Below are 17,653 nucleotides of genomic sequence, written 5' to 3' on the forward strand. Positions count from 1 at the left end.
CGCGGCGATCTGGCACAACCACAAGACCGGCCAGCCGGTCACGCGATCCCTGACCGCCTACGACCACTAACGATCATTCGGAATGACTCGTCTAGCGTGCACCCCGTCAAGCCCGTCCAGTGCCCGGAGACCTACATGAGCAGTCCGCTTCCCGCCGGTCGGCGTACCTTCCTCGCCGCTGCCGGGCTCACCGCCCTCGCCGCCGGGACAGCCGGGACAGCAGGTGCCGGGACCGCCGTCGCGGCCGGGGCCGCCGCAGCGTCCGACAACGTTGCCGGGTCCGGCTCGCGCCCGGACCCCGACCGCCGCAGCTTCACCGTCGTCGTGATGCCCGACACCCAGTACCTGTTCGACGGCGCGAGCATCAACCCGGAGCCCGTCGAGGCGTCGCTGCGGTATGTCCTCGACCGCGCCCGGGACGAGAACATCGTCTTCCTGTCCCACCTGGGTGACCTCGTGGAGAACGGCCGGCAGGAGGAATTCGCCCCGCTGAGCGAGGTGTTCGAGCTGCTCGACCACCGCCGCGCCGGGTACAGCGTGCTCGCCGGCAACCACGACATCGTCTCCTCCACCGACGACCAGCGCGGCCCCAGCCCCTACCTCGACGCCTTCGGCCCGCGCCGGATGCGCCGGCTGCCCACCTTCGGCGGAGCCTCGCCCGACGGCTACAACACGTACCACCTCTTCCGCGCCGCGGGCCGTGACTGGCTGGTCCTCGCCCTCGACTGGCGCATGTCCGCCGCCGGTTTCGCCTGGGCGAACGAGGTGGTCGCGCAGCACCCGGAGAGCCCGGTCATCCTCACCACCCATGACCTCGTGTTCGGCGAGAACCCGGGCGAGGAGGCCCGGCTCTCCCCGTACGGGCAGCGGCTCTGGGACGAGCTGATCGCCGGCAACGACCAGATATTCCTCACCCTGAACGGCCACTACTGGCCCGCCGCCCGCACCACCCGCACGAACGACGCGGGCCACGACGTGCATCTGCACCTCACCAACTACCAGGACCGGTACTTCGGCGGCAGCGCGATGATCCGCCTCTACCGCTTCGACCTCGACCGGAACACGATCGACGTCTCCACCCTCTCCCCGTGGCAGCTCGAGCGCGCCGCCCGCGACAAGGCCAACGCCCTCGCGCTCCAGGAGACCGAACTGACCGGCCCCGAGGACCGGTTCTCCGTCGCGATCGACTTCGAGAAGCGCTTCGCCGGCTTCGCACCGGTGCCGCCGCGGAGCTCCCGCCCCGCCCACCGCATGCTGGTGCCCGGCACCGTGGCGTACTGGCGCTTCGACACGGGCCACGCGGACGGCACCTCCGCCGCCGAGACCCTCCGCGTCCCCGACCTCTCCGGCCACGGCAACGACCTCACCCGCGGCGCCGTCCCCGGCAGCCCCGCCGACGCCCTGCGCTGGTCCGCCGAGCACCACCCCGACCAGCCCGGTCACGGCAGCCTCTACTTCGACGGGAACAAGCGTCCGCTGCGCGGCGCCTTCCTGCAGACCGTGAAGGGCGCCCCGCTGAGCACCGCGACGTTCCGCTCCGGCTACACCGTCGAGGCGTTCTTCAAGCTGCCCGCCGACTGGTCCGGCTCCCAGCACGCCTGGTCGGGGATCCTCAGCCGCCAGGGCACCCTCGCCGCTGCCGGAAAGACCGGAGACCCCGACGAGCCCGTCGTCACCCTCTCCCTCTCCGACGGCCACGCCCTCCAGTGGGCGGCCGCACCCCTGAACCAGAAGTCGCTCGTCTCCAACTGGGGTCACGAACTCCCGCTCGACCACTGGTGGCACGTCGCCGTGGTCAACGACGGCCGCAGCACCACGATGTACGTCGACGGCTGCCCGGTCGCCCGCAACCCCGCCACGGCGACCAACGGCCTGACGACCCTCGGTCTCTCCTGGCTGCTCGGCGGCTACGAGTACGGGGGCGTACTCGACCAGCTCTTCCACGGCTGGATCGGTGACGTCCGCATCGCCGAACGCGCTCTGCCCGTCGGCGCGTTCATGAACGCGTAGGTCACCGGCCCGGCTCACTCGAGGAGAAACCGTACACACACGCCAATCCCTGCCGCGCTGGGCCGACCCCCATGTCCCCGCCGAGGCACTCGACGCGCAGGGCCTCAGCCACCGCAGCCTTCTGCGCCGCGCAGGCCCGTACGGCGCAGCCTTCGCGGGCGCGGCCTGCACCGCCGCGTCCGCGCCGGCGCCGGTCCTGGCCGAGGCACACGGGGCCGCGCGGTCCGCGGCCCCGCCGCCGACCGCGACGCGTGGCGCGCCCCCGACGCCCGGGTCGTGCACACCGCCGATGTCCTTGGCCGCCGAGGCCGGTACACGCTGCGGATCCCGCTCGGCCGCGTGGAGGAGTCCTGCTGCGTACGTCTCCGCGGCAGCGACGGCAGTCGCAACGGCCCAGGTCTCCTCGGGGCCGCGGTCGACCCGCACGGGCCGATCGCGCACGAGCCCGGCAACGGCGACCGTGGCTGCACACATGGTGCTGCACGAACCCGGAGTTCATCGACGTCGCCGGACAGTCGGTCCGGGCAGTACGGCCACCGGGAAGGGAAGAGGACCCGGCCGGCGCAGGGGGCGCTCCCCGCCGGCCGGGCCCGGTCACACCCCCGTATGCAGGGCGATGCGCTCCTCGCCCGCGTACACGTTCATGTCGGGTCCGCGCAGGAACCCGACCAGCGTCAGTCCGGTCTCCGCCGCCAGATCCACGGCCAGCGACGACGGGGCGGAGACTGCGGCCAGCACCGGGATGCCGGCCATCACGGCCTTCTGTGCCAGCTCGAACGACGCCCGGCCCGACACCAGCAGGATCGCCCGCGACAGCGGGAGCAGATCCTCGCGCAGCGCCCGGCCGACCAGCTTGTCGACGGCGTTGTGCCGTCCCACGTCCTCACGGACGTCGAGCAGTTCGCCCTCTTCCGAGAACAGCGCGGCGGCGTGCAGCCCTCCCGTCCGGTCGAAGACCCGCTGCGCCGCCCGCAGCCGGTCGGGCAGGCCGGACAGCAGCTCGGGCTCGACCCGGACCGGGGGAGCGTCGGCGATCGGGTGGCGGGTGGTGGTGCGCACGGCGTCGAGGCTCGCCTTGCCGCACAGGCCGCACGACGACGTCGTGTACACATTGCGCTCGAGGGTGATGTCCGGGACGGGCACGCCGGGCGCGAGCTGCACGTCGACCACGTTGTACGTGTTCGACCCGTCGTCCTTCGCGCCGGCGCAGTACACGATCGACCGGACTTCGGCCGCTGTGCCGATCACGCCCTCGCTGACCAGGAAGCCCGCTGCGAGCGCGAAGTCGTCGCCCGGGGTGCGCATGGTGATCGCCAGCGGGCGGCCGTTCAGCCGGATCTCCAGCGGCTCCTCGGCCACCAGGGTGTCCGGCCTGGCGGACACGGACCCGCCCCTGACCCGTACGGTGCGGCGGCGCTCGGTGACCCGTCCCATGATGATCAGTCCCGGTTCTGTACGTGGTGGAAGCCGAAGCGGCCCTTGATGCAGAGCGTGCCGTGGGTCACCTGGTTGTCGTGCGGCGAGGTGACCTGGACGAGGTCATTGTCCTGGACGTGCCCCCGGACACCGTGCTGCCCCAGGGCCGCCGGATGCGGTCCACGGCGGATGAGAGGGACGTCGTCTCCGGCGCGCTGGAGAGCGGCTCCGACGCGGGCGCCGATCGCTCCGGCGCCGGCGACCGTGGCTTTCACGTGGGCTCTCCGTTCGGTCGAGGGAACCGGGTTGCGGTGCTGCAAGGACGGATCAGGCGGCGCGAGGGCACGTCCTGTCCGAACCTGTCGGCGATACATTGTCTACAGTATGGATTTGCTGCGGACAAGGCGTGTGGCAGCGTGGAGACCGACAGCTCCGCCGACCGGAAGAGGAGTCAGCGATGGCCGGGGAGATCTCCTTCTTCGAACTGGGGGTGGAGGACCCGCAGAAGGCCCGCGTCTTCTACGGCGGCCTCTTCGGGTGGACCTTCGAGGCGGTTCCGCCGGGGACCGGCTTCTCGGTCCGTACGCCGAACGTCCCGGGCGGTGTCCATGGTGCCGACGCCGAGGCGAGCCCGTACGTCTTCTTCAAGGTCGACGACCTCGACATCGCGCTCGCCCGCGTCGTGGCGCTCGGCGGCACCGTCGAACCCGGGCCCGGCGGGGCTGCCGAGGACCCGGAGACCGTCGCCCGCTTCGGGCGCTTCCGTTTCTGCCGCGACGACCAGGGCTCGCCCTTCGGCGTGCACCAGCCACCTACGGGCGGCACGGTCGGGTGACGAGGTCCCCAGGGCCGAGAGACTCCCGCCGAGAGCCTACGGAGTCCCCCAGGCTGACGGAGTCTCCAAGCAGGCTGACGGAGTCTCCAAGATCGCGAGGCGATTCCTGTCTGTTCGGCTCACCTCGTACCCATGAGTCGCAGGCGACACTGGAAGGCTCCTGATGTCGACAGCAAAGGGGGTCCCCGGGCATGACCGGCACGCGTATCGCCGCGCTCGGGCACTACCAGCCCGCCAGAGTGCTCACCAACGACGACCTGGCGGCCATGGTCGACACCAGTGACGAGTGGATCACCAGCCGCGTCGGGATCAGAACCCGCCATGTGGCAGGTCCCGACGAGCCGGTGGACGAGCTGGCCGCCCACGCCGCAGCGAAGGCGCTCGCCTCGGCCGGCCTCGCGCCCGCCGACATCGACCTGGTCCTCGTCGCCACCTCCACCGCGACCGACCGCTCCCCGAACACCGCGGCACGCGTCGCCGCCCGGCTCGGCATGACCTCGCCCGCAACCATGGACCTCAACGTCGTCTGCGCCGGCTTCACCCATGCCCTGGCCACCGCCGACCACGCCGTACGGGCCGGGTCCGCCACCCGTGCCCTGGTCATCGGCGCCGACAAGATGTCCGATGTCGCCGACTGGACCGACCGCTCCACCTGCGTCCTCGTCGGCGACGGCGCGGGCGCAGCGGTGGTCGAGGCGTGCGAGGGGGACGCGGCGCCGGGTATCGGGCCGGTGCTGTGGGGCTCGGTCCCGGAAATGGGGAACGCGGTACGGATCGAGGGCACGCCGCCCCGCTTCGCGCAGGAGGGCCAGGCCGTCTACCGCTGGGCCACCACCCAGCTCCCGCCGATCGCCCGCGCCGTGTGCGAACGGGCCGGGATCGCGCCCGAGGACCTCGCCGCCGTCGTCCTGCACCAGGCGAACCTGCGGATCATCGAGCCCGTCGCCCAGCGGATCGGCGCGGTGAACGCGGTCGTCGCCCGCGATGTCGTCGAGTCCGGCAACACGTCGGCCGCCTCGATCCCGATGGCCCTGTCCAAGCTGGTGGAGCGCGGCGAGGTGGTGTCGGGTGCGCCGGCGCTGCTCTTCGGTTTCGGTGGCAATCTTTCCTATGCGGGGCAGGTTGTGCACTGTCCGTAACCGGATTGGACTCGGTAGACTGTAGACGACAGCCAATCGGGCGGTTGACCGATCGCACGGAGGGGAAGCGATGTTGTCCGCAGGACTTCCGCAAGGAGCCGTGCCCAGGCTGGAGCGCCCGGGCCCGCTGCGCGAGCGTGTGTACGAGGCGCTGCTCGAGCTCATCACCACGCGGGCACTGCGCCCCGGTCAGCACCTGGTCGAGAGCGAACTCGCCGGCCACCTCGGTGTGTCGCGCCAGCCCGTCCGTGAGGCGCTCCAGCGCCTCAACACCGAGGGCTGGGTCGATCTGCGCCCGGCGCAGGGCGCGTTCGTGCATGAGCCGACCGATGAGGAGGCCGACCAGCTGCTCTCGGTCCGTACGCTCCTGGAGGCCGAAGCCGCCCGGCAGGCCGCGGCCAACTCCGGCTCGGCGGGCATCGCGGCGCTCGAAGAGCTCTGCGCCAGGGGCGAGCAGGCCGTCGCGGACGACGACGTGGACCTGGCGGTCGCGACCAACGCAGCCTTCCACGCCAAGGTGATGGAGCTCGCCGGCAATGTCGTCCTCGCCGAGCTGGCGGGGCAGGTGGACCGCCGCGTCCGCTGGTACTACACGCCGGTCGCCCGGCAGCGCGGAAAGCAGTCCTGGATCGAGCACCGGGAGCTGATCGCGGCGATCTCGGCGCGCGACGAACAGCGCGCGACGGAGATCATGCGCGCGCACACGGAACACACGCGCCGCACGTACCACCAGCGCGAGGCCTGAGCACGACCCCCTGCGGGCGGGGCGCCGCCCCAGCCCGGTATCGGTGGGTCGGGTCGGCGCGTCCGTCCTCAAGCGCGGGACGGGGTTGGAGTCCGCCCGTACGCGCCGGCGAGCCGGTGTCCGTCCTCGAGCACCGGACCGGCTTGGAGTGCACCGCCTACGGGTTGGTGGTCCGCGGTGTTCGTCCTCGAGCGCCGGACCGGCTCGGAGTGCACCGCCTACGGGTTGGTGGTCGGTGGTGTTCGTCCTCGAGCGCCGGGCGGGCTGTGTGTGCCCGGTACCGGGTCGTGGCCCTGGGTGTGGGTCCTCGAGCGCCGGACCGGCTGGAGTGTATCGCCTACGGGTTGGTGGTCGGTGGTGTTCGTCCTCGAGCACCGGGCGGGCTGGGTGTGTGCCCGGTACCGGGTCGTGGTCCGGGATGTCCATCCTCGAGTGTCGGACGGGCTTGAGGTCCGCCCCGTACGGGCCGGGTGGCCGGCCTCAGGCGCCGAAACGGGTGTGGTGTGCGTGGCCTCGACGCCAGACGCGCCGAAAAGGAGTCCCGCCGATGGAGGAGCCCCCATGCCCACAGGGCGAAGGGGGGCCGGGGCGGAGTCCCAGGTGCGGGAAGGGGAAAGGCCCCCGCCTACGGCACCCTGAGGTGCGGGGCGGTCGTCCCCGGGCGCATCCTTGCTGTGTGACCTGGTACGGCGCGGCCAGGCCCGGCCCGTCCCGGCGCCGCGGGCCGAAGCGCGGGACGAGCAACAGCGCTGTCCCCGGCTCGGACGAGCTCGGCCAGGCGCTCGCCGAGGCCGCGGTCAAGGCCATCGGCGCGGTCGGAGGCCACGCCGGTGGGGTGTATCTGCGCTCGGAGACACCAGGGCTCCTTCGGCTCGGAGTGCTCGTGGGGCTGCCGGGAGAACTGTTCCGCCCGTGGTGGCGCATGCACGTGAACCGCCCCTTCCCCGTCGCGGAGTGCTTCCGCTCGGGCCAGGCCATCCACCTCGCCGACGCCGAGGAGGCCATGCGCCGATTCCCGCAGCTCATGGCCGGGCTCCCGTTCCCGTTCGGCTCGATGTACGCGCCCGTCACCAGCGGCCGCGACCGGTTCGGGGTCTTCGTCGTCCTCCGCCCCGCGACGCCCGGCCGCCCGGTCGGCCAGTCCGACATCGACCGGCTCGACACATCCGCCCGGCAGCTCGCAGGCAACCTCGCCCGGATCGAGACGGGCGGCTCGCGCGTGGAGTGGTGCGACGAGCCGATCCTCACCCAGGCCCCGGAGATCACCCGGCCCTCGCTCCGTATCGGCCATTTCGACTGGGACATCGGCAGCGGCGCCCTGACCGCGGACGCCGACCTGTGCGACATCCTCCGCACCGACCCGGCGCGTTTCCCCGGCACCATCGACGCGCTGGCCGAGAGCCTGGCCCCCGAGGACGTGCCCCAGCTGTGGGCCGTCGCGCACGAGGCCAACCCCAACGGCCGGGTGGTGAGCCGCAGGATGCGCCTCCTGCGCTCCGACGGCACGGCATCGCTGGTGGAGTTCACGGGGAGGTCGGTGCGCGGGCCCGCCCTGACCGGTGGTGACGCCAAGAACGCGAGCAAAGGCGACACCAGTAGCGATACCAAAGGCGATACCAAAGGCGACGCCAAAAGCGACATCGCAGGTGGCCGCGGGGCCCGCGGCGACGACGGCTACCGGCTGACCGGCTTCCTCGTCGATCTCGGTTCCGCAGCGGCCGCGGGTGAGGCGGGTGACCGGCTGCCCGGCGGCCTCTTCGCCCTCGACCGGTCCGGCCGGATCACCTATGTCAACCGCAAGGCACAGGCACTGCTCGGCGGCACCCGCCTCGAACTGACCGGGCGGGTCCTGTGGGAGGCCGTGCCCTGGCTCGGCAAGCCCGCCTACGAGGACTACTACCGGGCGTCGCTCCTGTCCGACGAACCCGTCCAGTTCCAGGCCCGCCGTCCGGCGGGCGAGTGGATCGGCGTGGCGCTCTATCCCGGCCACCTCGGCGTGACGGGACAGGTATCGGCCCTGGAACGCCCCAGCTACGAGCCCGGTTCCGTCAGCAGGCCCGGGGCCGGGATCGGCCCGTTCGCCTCCCCGGGCGACCGGGCCTCCGCGCTGTACCGCCCGGTCGCCCTGGCCATCGCCCTGACCGAGGCCGTCACCGCACGCCAGGTGTCGGCCGTCGTCACCGAGGAACTGCTGCCCGCCTTCGGCGGCCGCCAACTCGCCATATACGTCCTGCACGAGCGGCATCTCTACCTGGCCTGGGAGACCGGCTTCCCGCCGGGCTTCCTGGAACCCTTCGAGGGAGTAGGGCTCGACGCCCGCCTGCCCGGTGTCGAGACGCTCACCACCGGTCGGCCGATCTTCTTCGAGTCCATGGACCAGCTCGCAGCGGCGTATCCGGGCATCCTGATGGACGCCTCCGTCGGAGCCCGCGCCTTCCTGCCGCTCATCGCGTCCGGCCGCCCGATCGGCACCTGCATCCTCGGCTTCGACCAGCCACGGGGCTTCGCACCGGAGGAGCGTACGGTCCTCACCGCTCTCGCCGGACTCATCGCCCAGGCGCTCGCCCGTGCCCAGCGGTACGACACGGAGGCGGCGCTCGCGCGCGGCCTCCAGGACGCCCTGCTGCCGCGCAGGCTGCCCGAGCCCGACTTCGTGGAGACCGTCGCGCGCTATCTCCCCGGCACTCAGGGCATGGACGTCGGCGGGGACTGGTACGACGTCATCGAGACCGGCCCCGGCCTTGTCCTCGTCGTGGGGGACGTGCAGGGACACGGCGTGGCGGCCGCTGCCACCATGGGGCAACTGCGCAGCGCCGTGAGGGCGTTCGCGCTCGCCGACCGTGAGCCCGAGGAGGTGATGAGCGGCACCAACCGGCTGCTCATCGACCTCGACCCCGGCCAGTTCGCCACCTGCTGCTACGTCCGGCTGGACCCGGCGACCGGGGCCGCCCAGGCCGTGCGCGCCGGGCATCCGCAGCCGCTGCTGCGCAGCCCCGAAGGCCGCACCGAGGTCCTCGACCTGCCCGGCGGGATCGTCCTGGGCGTCGACGCGGAGGAGAGGTACCCCGTCAGCGATCTCACCGTCGAACCCGGGGCGGTGCTGGCCCTGTACACCGACGGGCTGATCGAACGGCCGGGTACGGACATCGACTACGGCATCGAGCGGCTGCGCGCCACCCTCGCCCGGGCCGGCGGCAGCAGTCTCACCGACGCCGCGGACCGCCTCATCCGCGAGGCACGCCAGGCCGAGGACCGCCCCGACGACATCGCGCTGCTGCTCACCGCTCGCTGGTCGGAGCGGCACGCGGACAGGACGCTCGGCGGCTCCGGCTCCGGCCCCGACTCCAGCCCCGACTCCGGCCCCGACTCCGGCCCCGACTCCGGCCCCGACTCCGGCCCCGACTCCGGCCCCGGCCCCGACTCCGACTCCGGCCCCGGCCCCGACTCCGGCCCCGACCCCGACTCTGGCTGCGGCTGAGGACGCGCACCTGCGTTGCCGCGCCGCCGCCCGGCGTCCCGCCCGGATCCGCTCGGACCACCCTGAACGCGTCGGCGTGCGCCTCGGCCCACTGGGCGACGGTGCGCGGAGGTCGTCGCTCAGGTCGTGGGCGAGATCGTCAGGTCGCGGTCCGGTCGTCCGCGCCCGCGACGGCCGTGGGGTGGTCGGCCCGTCGTGCTTCGGCTGACAGCGTCACCACCGGCACCGCGACCGGCCCGATGAGCTGTGTCGTGACGCGGCGGCCTCGGCGCCGGTGGGAGGAGACATGGGACCACCACAGCAGCCTGTGCCGTCGCCGTCACTTGTACTCCGGCATCCGGGCCCGCATCGGCGCTGAGGCCTGCCCAGGTGGCCCGAATCGCTGCCCCGAGTGGCTGACACCGTTCGGCTTTGTCCTGGGTGTGGAGAAAGTTGCGGGGGATTCCTGCGCAACTTCTTCCCAGTCGAGGACGGCGCTGCTAACTTCCCCTCGAAAGCCCGACGGCACAGGCCATGCGGGATTCCCCATGCCGAAGGCCGGGGGAGGGGAGGGGCACGTGAGACGCATGACGGCGCGACCCGCCAATGCGCATCAGGCGCGGCTGCTGCGGCTGTTGCGCGACGGCGGCCCCAACTCCCGGGCCCAGCTGGGCGATCTGGTCGACCTCTCGCGCTCCAAGCTCGCCGTCGAGGTCGACCGGCTGCTGGAGACCGGACTCGTCGTCGCGGACGGGCTCGCCGCGTCCCGCGGCGGACGGCGCTCGCACAACATCCGGCTCGCGCCCAATCTGCGCTTCCTGGGCGTCGACATCGGCGCCACGTCGGTCGATGTCGCCGTCACCAACGCCGAACTGGAGGTCCTCGGCCACCTCAATCACCCGATGGACGTCCGCGAAGGCCCGGTCGCCGTCTTCGAGCAGGTCCTCGCGATGGCCGCCAAGCTCAAGGTGTCCGGGCTCGCCGAGGGCTTCGACGGAGCCGGGATCGGGGTCCCGGGGCCCGTCCGGTTCCCCGAAGGCGTCCCCGTGGCGCCGCCGATCATGCCCGGCTGGGACGGCTTCCCGGTCCGCGAGGCGCTCAGCCAGGAACTGGGCTGCCCCGTCATGGTCGACAACGACGTGAACCTGATGGCGATGGGGGAGCAGCACGCCGGAGTCGCGCGCTCCGTCGGCGACTTCCTCTGCGTCAAGATCGGCACGGGCATCGGCTGCGGCATCGTCGTCGGCGGCGAGGTCTACCGGGGGACGACCGGAAGCGCCGGCGACATCGGCCACATCCAGGTCGAGGCCGACGGACGCGCCTGCGCCTGCGGCAACAGAGGCTGCCTGGAAGCCCACTTCAGCGGCGCCGCGCTCGCGCGCGACGCGGACGAGGCGGCACGTACGGGACAGTCGCCCGAACTCGCGGCGCGACTGGAGACGGCCGGGAGGCTCACCGCCGTCGATGTCGCCGCGGCGGCAGCGGCCGGGGACGCCACCGCGCTCGATCTCATCCGCGAGGGCGGCAACCGCGTCGGCCAGGTCATCGCCGGCCTCGTCAGCTTCTTCAACCCGGGACTCGTCGTGATCGGCGGAGGCGTCACCGGGCTCGGCCACACCCTGCTCGCGAGCGTCCGCACCCAGGTCTACCGGCAGTCCCTGCCGCTGGCCACCGGCAACCTCCCGATCGTGCTGGGTGAACTGGGCCCCACCGCCGGAGTGATCGGCGCGGCCCGGCTCATCAGCGACCACCTGTTCTCCCCGGCCTGACCCGACGGCGATGTCCGTGGGCATCCGCTCCGCCGAGGCGGGACGGACGGGCACGGACCACCCGCCGATCCGCACCACCCGCACCTGGTTCCACCTGCCCGCTCACCGGCCCGCACCCGCCGAGGGGATAAGCCATGGCACCAGAACCACCGCCGGCACCGCCCGCACCACCGCTCCTCACCATGTCCGGCATCACCAAGTCGTTCCCCGGCGTCCGCGCCCTCGAGGGCGTCGACCTGGACGTCCAGGCCGGCGAAGTGCACTGCCTCCTCGGCCAGAACGGTGCCGGAAAGTCCACCCTCATCAAGGTGCTCGCCGGCGCCCACCAGCCCGACGACGGAGAGATCACCTGGCGCGGCGAGCCCGTGTCGCTGAAGTCGCCCATCGCGGCCATGCGTCTCGGCATCGCCACCATCTACCAGGAACTCGATCTGGTCGAAGGCCTGTCCGTCGCGGAGAACGTCTTCCTCGGCCATGAACCCACGACCGCCGGATTCATCGTCCGCGGCCGCGACGCCCGCCAGTCCGCCGCCGCGCTCCTGCGCCGCCTCGGCCACCCCGAGATCGACCCCGGACGCGCCGTCGGCGACCTGTCCGCCGCCCAGCAGCAGATCGTGTCGATGGCCCGCGCACTCTCCCACGACGTACGCCTCATCGTGATGGACGAGCCGTCCGCGGCCCTCGACCCCGACGAGACCGCCAACCTCTTCCGCATCGTCGCCGACCTCACCGCGGACGGCGTCGCCGTCGTCTACATCTCCCACCGCCTGGAGGAGATCCGCCGCATCGGCGACCGCGTCACCGTCCTCAAGGACGGCCGGGCGGTGGCCGGCGGACTGCCTGCCAAGGACACCCCTACGCGCGACATCGTCGCCATGATGACCGGCCGCAACGTCGAGTACGTCTTCCCCGACCGGCCCGACGGCGCCCCCGACAGCGCCCCTGTGCTGCGCGTCGAAGGACTCGCCAGGGACGGCGAGTTCGCACCCGTCGACCTCGAACTGCGCCCGGGTGAGATCGTCGGACTCGCCGGACTCGTCGGCTCCGGACGCTCCGAGATCCTGGAGACCATCTACGGAGCCAGGAAGCCCACCGCGGGCCGGGTCACCGTCGACGGACGCCCGGTCAAACCCGGCAGCGTGCGCTCCGCGGTCCGCGCCGGACTCGGGCTCGCACCCGAGGAGCGCAAGGCCCAGGCGCTGCTGATGCTCGAATCGGTCACCCGCAACGTGTCCCTCTCCTCCCTCTCCCGCTTCTCGCGCGGCGGCTGGCTCGACCGCGGAGAGGAGCGCCGTGCCGCCCGGCGCTCGACCCGGGAACTGTCCCTGCGCCCCGACAACCCCGACGCCCGTATCCGCACCCTCTCCGGCGGCAACCAGCAGAAGGCCGTCCTCGCCCGCTGGCTGCTCCGCGGCTGCCGGGTCCTCCTGCTCGACGAGCCGACCCGCGGCGTCGACGTCGGCGCCCGCGCCGAGCTGTACGCCGTGATCCGCCGGCTCGCCGACGCCGGCCTCGCCGTACTCCTCGTCTCCAGCGAGGTTCCCGAAGTGCTCGGTCTCGCCGACCGGGTGCTGGTGCTCCGTGAGGGCCACGTCGTGCACACGGCACCCGCGGAGGAGCTCGACGAGCACCGCGTACTCGACCTTGTGATGGAAGGGAGCCCGAGCTCATGACGCAGCCTGCCTCCGAGGCTCAGCAGGCACCGCCGCCGCCCGCGGCCAAGTCCACCCCCGACAGGGGCGGCCGGCCTGCGCTGGGACTGCGTGCCGACGTGCGCAACCTCTCCCTCCTCGGCGTCCTCGCCGCACTGGTCGTGGTCGGCGGCATCACCAATCCCGACTCCTTCCTGGACACGTCCAACCTCCAGCTGGTCCTCACCCAGGCGTCCGTCATCGGTGTCGTCACCGTCGGCATGACCTTCGTCATCACCAGCGGCGGGATCGACCTGTCCGTCGGCGCGATCGTGGCCCTCGCCTCGGTGTGGGCGACGACCCTCGCCACCCAGGAGTACGGCTTCGCCGGCATCCTCTTCACCGCGGTCGTCGTGGGTCTCGGCTGCGGGCTGGTGAACGGGCTTCTCATCGCCTACGGCGGGATGGTGCCGTTCATCGCGACGCTCGCCATGTTCGCGTCGGCCCGTGGACTCGCCCTCCAGCTCACCGACGGCAAGACCCAGATCGTCAGCGTGACGTCGGTCCTGGACCTCGGCCTCCCCAGCTCGTACATCCTCGGCGTCCCGCCGCTCGTCCTGGTCTTCGCCGCCGTCACCGTCATCGGCTGGCTGCTGCTGAACCGCACGACCTTCGGACGCCGCACCGTCGCCGTCGGCGGCAACGCGGAAGCGGCCCGCCTCGCCGGCATCGACGTCCGCCGCCAGCGCCTCTACCTCTATCTGCTCTCCGGGCTGTGCTGCGGCATCGCGGCCTTCCTGCTGATCATCCTGTCCGGCTCCGGCCAGAACACCAACGGCAATCTGTACGAACTCGACGCCATCGCCGCAGCGATCATCGGCGGCACCCTGCTGAGCGGCGGCCGCGGCACCATCGTCGGCTCCGTGCTCGGTGTCCTCGTCTTCACCACCATCACCAACATCTTCGCCCTCAACAACCTGGAGAGCGCCGTCCAGCAGATCGCCAAGGGAGCGATCATCGTGGCCGCCGTACTGGTCCAGCGCAGCACCTTGCGCAGCGGCGAGGCCTGACGGCTTCCTGCCGGCCTCGCCGACCCACCACCCGCCCCCGCACGCCCGATCCCGAAGGGTTTCATCGCCATGCCAGAAATCCCGGCCACCAGCCGCAGAGGGCTCCTGTTCGGCACCGCCGCCGTCTCCGCCGGCGCCCTCCTCACCGCCTGCACCAGCAACGAACCCAAGAAGCAGGGCACGGCCACGAACAACGCCCCGGCCGCCGACGACAAGCCCGGCAAGCCCGTCACCATCGGCTTCGCAGGACCCCAGGCCGACCACGGCTGGCTCAACGCGATCAACCAGAACGCCAAGGACCGGGCGGCGAAGTACTCCGAGGTGACCCTGGAGATCACCGAGGGCTCGAACGACACCGCGATCCAGATCGGCCAGATCCAGACGCTGATCAACAAGAAGGTCGACGTCCTGGTGATCCTGCCGGCCGACGGCAAGGCCCTCACACAGGTCGGCCTGCAGGCCATGAAGGCCGGCATCCCGGTGATCAACCTGGACCGGATCTTCGCGACCCCGCAGGCGTACCGCTGCTGGATCGGCGGCGACAACTACGGCATGGGCCTCAACGCCGGCCGCTACATCGGCGAGCAGCTCAAGGACAAGCCGAACGCCAAGGTCGTCGAACTCGCCGGAATGGACAACCTGGAGCTCACCAAGCAGCGCACCCAGGGCTTCGACGACGCCCTCAAGAACTACCCGAACATCACGAAGGTGGCCCGCCAGGCCGCCGAGTTCACCGTCGAGACCGGCCAGGCCAAGATGGCCCAGCTGCTCCAGGCGCAGAAGCAGATCGACGCGCTGTGGAACCACGACGACGACCAGGGCGTGGGCGCCCTGCGCGCCATCCAGCAGGCGGGCCGGGACGAGTTCCTGATGGTCGGCGGCGCGGGGGCCAAGTCCGCGATGGACGCCATCAAGGCCGACAACGGCGTCCTGAAGGCGACCGTCCTCTACCCGCCGACGATGGCCGCCTCCGCCATCGACCTGGCCCGGGCACTGGGCCAGGGCAAGGGCGTCGGCGGACTGTCGGAGCTGGAGATCCCCGCCTCGATGACCCTCTACTCGGCTGTCGTCACCAAGGAGAACGTCGACGAGTACCTGCCCACGGGCTTCAGCTGATCGTCCCCGGCCCGCCGCCACCGAGGAATCGACGAGGAGGAACCCGTATGGAACAGAGGGACAGTGAGGCCGCGCCGCCGACACTCGGCGTCGGCATGGTCGGATACGCGTTCATGGGCGCCGCCCACTCCCAGGGGTGGCGCACCGTGGGACGGGTCTACGACCTGCCGATGCGGCCGGTCCTCGCCGCGATCGGCGGCCGTGACGCGGCCGCCGTCCGGGCCGCGGCGCACAGACACGGCTGGGCCGCGGCGGAGACCGACTGGCGTGCCCTCGTGGCCCGGGACGATGTGCAGCTCGTCGACGTCTGCACACCGGGTGACAGCCATGCGGAGATCGCGATCGCGGCGCTGGAGGCGGGCAAGCACGTCCTGTGCGAGAAGCCGCTGGCCAATTCGGTCGCCGAGGCCGAGGCCATGGCCTTGGCGGCCGAACGCGCCCGGGAGCGCGGCCAGGTGGCCATGGTCGGCTTCAACTACCGGCGGGTGCCGGCGATCGCGTACGCCCGCCGGCTCATCGCCGACGGGAGGCTCGGCGCCATCCGCCACGTACGGGTCACCTATCTGCAGGACTGGCTCGTCGACCCGGACTTCCCGCTGACCTGGCGCCTGGAGCGGGAGCACGCGGGGTCCGGGGCGCTCGGCGATCTGGGGGCGCACGCTGTCGACCTGGCGCAGTATCTGGCAGGAGAACTGCTGGTGGGTGTCTCGGCGCTCACCGAGACCTTCGTGCGGGAGAGGCCGCTGCTCGCCGGGGCCGCGAGCGGGCTGACGGCGTCCGGGGGCCTTGCGCGCGGGCCGGTCACCGTCGACGACGCGGCCCTGTTCACCGGGCGGCTGGCCTCCGGGGCGCTCGCCTCCTTCGAGGCCACCCGGATGGCCTCGGGCCGCAAGAACGCCCTGCGGCTCGAGATCAACGGACAGCGGGGGTCGCTCGCCTTCGACCTGGAGCGGCTCAACGAGCTGTCGTTCCACGACCACACCGAGCCCGCGGCCTCCTCCGGATTCCGCCGGATCCTGGTCACGGAGGGCGAGCACCCGTATCTGGAGGCCTGGTGGCCGCCCGGTCACGCCCTCGGCTACGAGCACACCTTCACCCACCAGGCGCGCGACCTGGTGCACGCCATCGCCGACGGGACCGACCCGGCGCCGTCGTTCGCCGACGGGCTGCAGGTGCAGCGCGTGCTCGCGGCGGTGGAGGAGAGCGCGGAGAAGAACGCCGTCTACACAGCCGTCCCCGTCTGAGGAGGTCCCCGTCGTGCCACGTCCCTTCACCCTCTTCACCGGCCAGTGGGCCGACCTGCCACTGGAGGAGGTCTGCCGGCTCGCCCGTGACTTCGGCTACGACGGCCTCGAACTCGCCTGCTGGGGCGATCACTTCGAGGTCGACAAGGCCCTCGCCGACCCCTCGTACCTGGACGGGCGCCGGGCGCTGCTCGACAAGTACGGCCTGAAGTGCTGGGCGATCTCCAACCACCTCGTCGGGCAGGCCGTCTGCGACAACCCGATCGACGAGCGGCACAAGGCGATCGTGCCCGCCCGCATCTGGGGCGACGGCGAGCCCGAGGGCGTACGCCGGCGGGCGGCGCGCGAGCTCGCCGACACCGGGCGGGCCGCTGCCGCCTTCGGGGTCCGTACCGTCATCGGCTTCACGGGCTCGTCGATCTGGCACCTGGTCGCCATGTTCCCGCCGGTTCCGGAGCGCATGATCGAGCGCGGGTACGAGGACTTCGCCGAGCGCTGGAACCCGATCCTCGACGTCTTCGACGCCGAGGGCGTGCGCTTCGCCCACGAGGTCCATCCGAGCGAGATCGCGTACGACTACTGGACCACGCACCGCGCGCTGGAGGCGGTGGAGCGGCGCCCGGCCTTCGGGCTGAACTTCGATCCGAGCCACTTCGTCTGGCAGGACCTCGATCCCGTCGGCTTCCTCTACGACTTCAGGGACCGGATCTACCACGTCGACTGCAAGGAGGCCCGTCGGCGGCTCGACGGCCGCAACGGGCGCCTGGGCTCGCACCTTCCCTGGGGCGACCCGCGGCGCGGCTGGGACTTCGTGTCCGCGGGGCACGGCGACGTGCCGTGGGAGGACGTGTTCCGGATGCTGCGGTCCATCGGCTACGACGGCCCCGTCTCGGTCGAGTGGGAGGACGCCGGAATGGACCGGCTGGCGGGCGCTCCGGAAGCGCTTGCCACGCTGAAGCGATATGACTTCGATCCGCCGTCGGCATCGTTCGACGCCGCTTTCGGAGGCAACGACTAGCACATCGGCGCAGGCCTGGCCCGGTGGCGGCAAACGTGCCGCCGGGCCGGTCAGGCCTGCCCTTGCCCGGCTTTGTCCTGCCCCTGGAGAAAGTTCAACTTACTTGGTGTGCAAGGGCTTTCGGCCCAGGACGAACCCGGCTACCGTCCCTGAGGTGTACAGGACATAGCCCCGATCGGGGCGTGACTCCGATCGGGTCTCTG

The 17,653-nt window shown here is 71.9% G+C and carries 13 protein-coding genes and 1 pseudogene; 12 read left to right on the forward strand and 2 right to left on the reverse strand.

Translation table 11 applies throughout. From position 1 onward, the window contains the following. The first annotated feature begins 135 nt into the window (after positions 1-135). Together ACWCP0_RS36405 and ACWCP0_RS36410 are read left to right on the forward strand one after the other, a co-directional pair. A complete protein-coding gene (locus ACWCP0_RS36405; RefSeq protein WP_451083034.1) occupies positions 136-2,010 on the forward strand; it encodes a LamG-like jellyroll fold domain-containing protein in 1,875 nt (624 codons plus the stop codon). Between the two features lie 219 nt (positions 2,011-2,229). Beyond that, a pseudogene (locus tag ACWCP0_RS36410) lies at positions 2,230-2,522 on the forward strand (histidinol-phosphatase); the annotation flags it as partial. Positions 2,523-2,604: 82 nt separating this feature from the next. Here the strand turns inward: ACWCP0_RS36410 and fdhD are convergent. After that, entirely contained in the window at positions 2,605-3,444 is an 840-nt protein-coding gene (gene fdhD, locus ACWCP0_RS36415; protein WP_451083035.1) for a formate dehydrogenase accessory sulfurtransferase FdhD, read from the reverse strand. A gap of 5 nt (positions 3,445-3,449) precedes the next feature. Beyond that, positions 3,450-3,701, reverse strand: coding sequence for a 2-dehydropantoate 2-reductase N-terminal domain-containing protein (locus ACWCP0_RS36420; RefSeq protein WP_451083036.1), 252 nt, complete (start codon positions 3,699-3,701; stop codon positions 3,450-3,452). Between the two features lie 182 nt (positions 3,702-3,883). Between ACWCP0_RS36420 and ACWCP0_RS36425 the strand changes: the two genes are divergently transcribed. The 10 genes from ACWCP0_RS36425 (at position 3,884) to ACWCP0_RS36470 (ending at position 17,450) form a co-directional block, all read left to right on the forward strand. Next, the gene (locus ACWCP0_RS36425) at positions 3,884-4,261 is read left to right on the forward strand and encodes a VOC family protein (RefSeq protein ID WP_451083037.1); all 378 of its coding nucleotides are present in this window, start codon (positions 3,884-3,886) and stop codon (positions 4,259-4,261) included. 191 nt (positions 4,262-4,452) lie between these two features. After that, positions 4,453-5,400, forward strand: coding sequence for a beta-ketoacyl-ACP synthase III (locus ACWCP0_RS36430; RefSeq protein WP_451083038.1), 948 nt, complete (start codon positions 4,453-4,455; stop codon positions 5,398-5,400). Positions 5,401-5,470: 70 nt separating this feature from the next. Further along, positions 5,471-6,145, forward strand: coding sequence for a GntR family transcriptional regulator (locus ACWCP0_RS36435; protein WP_351222859.1), 675 nt, complete (start codon positions 5,471-5,473; stop codon positions 6,143-6,145). 676 nt (positions 6,146-6,821) lie between these two features. Continuing rightward, entirely contained in the window at positions 6,822-9,623 is a 2,802-nt protein-coding gene (locus tag ACWCP0_RS36440; RefSeq protein WP_451083039.1) for a SpoIIE family protein phosphatase, read from the forward strand. 566 nt (positions 9,624-10,189) lie between these two features. Continuing rightward, the gene (locus tag ACWCP0_RS36445) at positions 10,190-11,371 is read left to right on the forward strand and encodes an ROK family transcriptional regulator (protein ID WP_351222941.1); all 1,182 of its coding nucleotides are present in this window, start codon (positions 10,190-10,192) and stop codon (positions 11,369-11,371) included. 134 nt (positions 11,372-11,505) lie between these two features. After that, positions 11,506-13,044 (forward strand): sugar ABC transporter ATP-binding protein, encoded by a 1,539-nt coding sequence (locus ACWCP0_RS36450; RefSeq protein ID WP_451083040.1) that lies wholly within the window; start codon positions 11,506-11,508, stop codon positions 13,042-13,044. Then, positions 13,041-14,072: an ABC transporter permease gene (locus tag ACWCP0_RS36455; RefSeq protein ID WP_451083041.1), complete on the forward strand. Its 1,032-nt coding sequence runs from the start codon at positions 13,041-13,043 to the stop codon at positions 14,070-14,072. The genes ACWCP0_RS36450 and ACWCP0_RS36455 overlap by 4 nt, the downstream gene beginning before the upstream one ends. 69 nt (positions 14,073-14,141) lie before the next feature. After that, complete coding sequence (locus ACWCP0_RS36460) at positions 14,142-15,188, forward strand: substrate-binding domain-containing protein (RefSeq protein WP_451083042.1); 1,047 nt, start codon at positions 14,142-14,144, stop codon at positions 15,186-15,188. Between the two features lie 47 nt (positions 15,189-15,235). Continuing rightward, complete coding sequence (locus ACWCP0_RS36465) at positions 15,236-16,432, forward strand: Gfo/Idh/MocA family protein (RefSeq protein WP_451083043.1); 1,197 nt, start codon at positions 15,236-15,238, stop codon at positions 16,430-16,432. A 13-nt stretch (positions 16,433-16,445) separates the two neighbouring features. Continuing rightward, a complete protein-coding gene (locus ACWCP0_RS36470; protein WP_451083044.1) occupies positions 16,446-17,450 on the forward strand; it encodes a sugar phosphate isomerase/epimerase family protein in 1,005 nt (334 codons plus the stop codon). Positions 17,451-17,653 lie beyond the last annotated feature (203 nt).

It is taken from the genome of Streptomyces sp. NPDC001970, from assembly GCF_053594115.1.

Coding starts and splice junctions, on each gene's coding strand:
- ACWCP0_RS36405 (WP_451083034.1), top strand. CDS start 136: ATGAGCAGTCCGCTTCCCGCCGGTCGGCGTACCTTCCTCGCCGCTGCC.
- fdhD (WP_451083035.1), bottom strand. CDS start 3,444: ATGGGACGGGTCACCGAGCGCCGCCGCACCGTACGGGTCAGGGGCGGG.
- ACWCP0_RS36425 (WP_451083037.1), top strand. CDS start 3,884: ATGGCCGGGGAGATCTCCTTCTTCGAACTGGGGGTGGAGGACCCGCAG.
- ACWCP0_RS36430 (WP_451083038.1), top strand. CDS start 4,453: ATGACCGGCACGCGTATCGCCGCGCTCGGGCACTACCAGCCCGCCAGA.
- ACWCP0_RS36435 (WP_351222859.1), top strand. CDS start 5,471: ATGTTGTCCGCAGGACTTCCGCAAGGAGCCGTGCCCAGGCTGGAGCGC.
- ACWCP0_RS36445 (WP_351222941.1), top strand. CDS start 10,190: ATGACGGCGCGACCCGCCAATGCGCATCAGGCGCGGCTGCTGCGGCTG.
- ACWCP0_RS36450 (WP_451083040.1), top strand. CDS start 11,506: ATGGCACCAGAACCACCGCCGGCACCGCCCGCACCACCGCTCCTCACC.
- ACWCP0_RS36455 (WP_451083041.1), top strand. CDS start 13,041: ATGACGCAGCCTGCCTCCGAGGCTCAGCAGGCACCGCCGCCGCCCGCG.
- ACWCP0_RS36460 (WP_451083042.1), top strand. CDS start 14,142: ATGCCAGAAATCCCGGCCACCAGCCGCAGAGGGCTCCTGTTCGGCACC.
- ACWCP0_RS36465 (WP_451083043.1), top strand. CDS start 15,236: ATGGAACAGAGGGACAGTGAGGCCGCGCCGCCGACACTCGGCGTCGGC.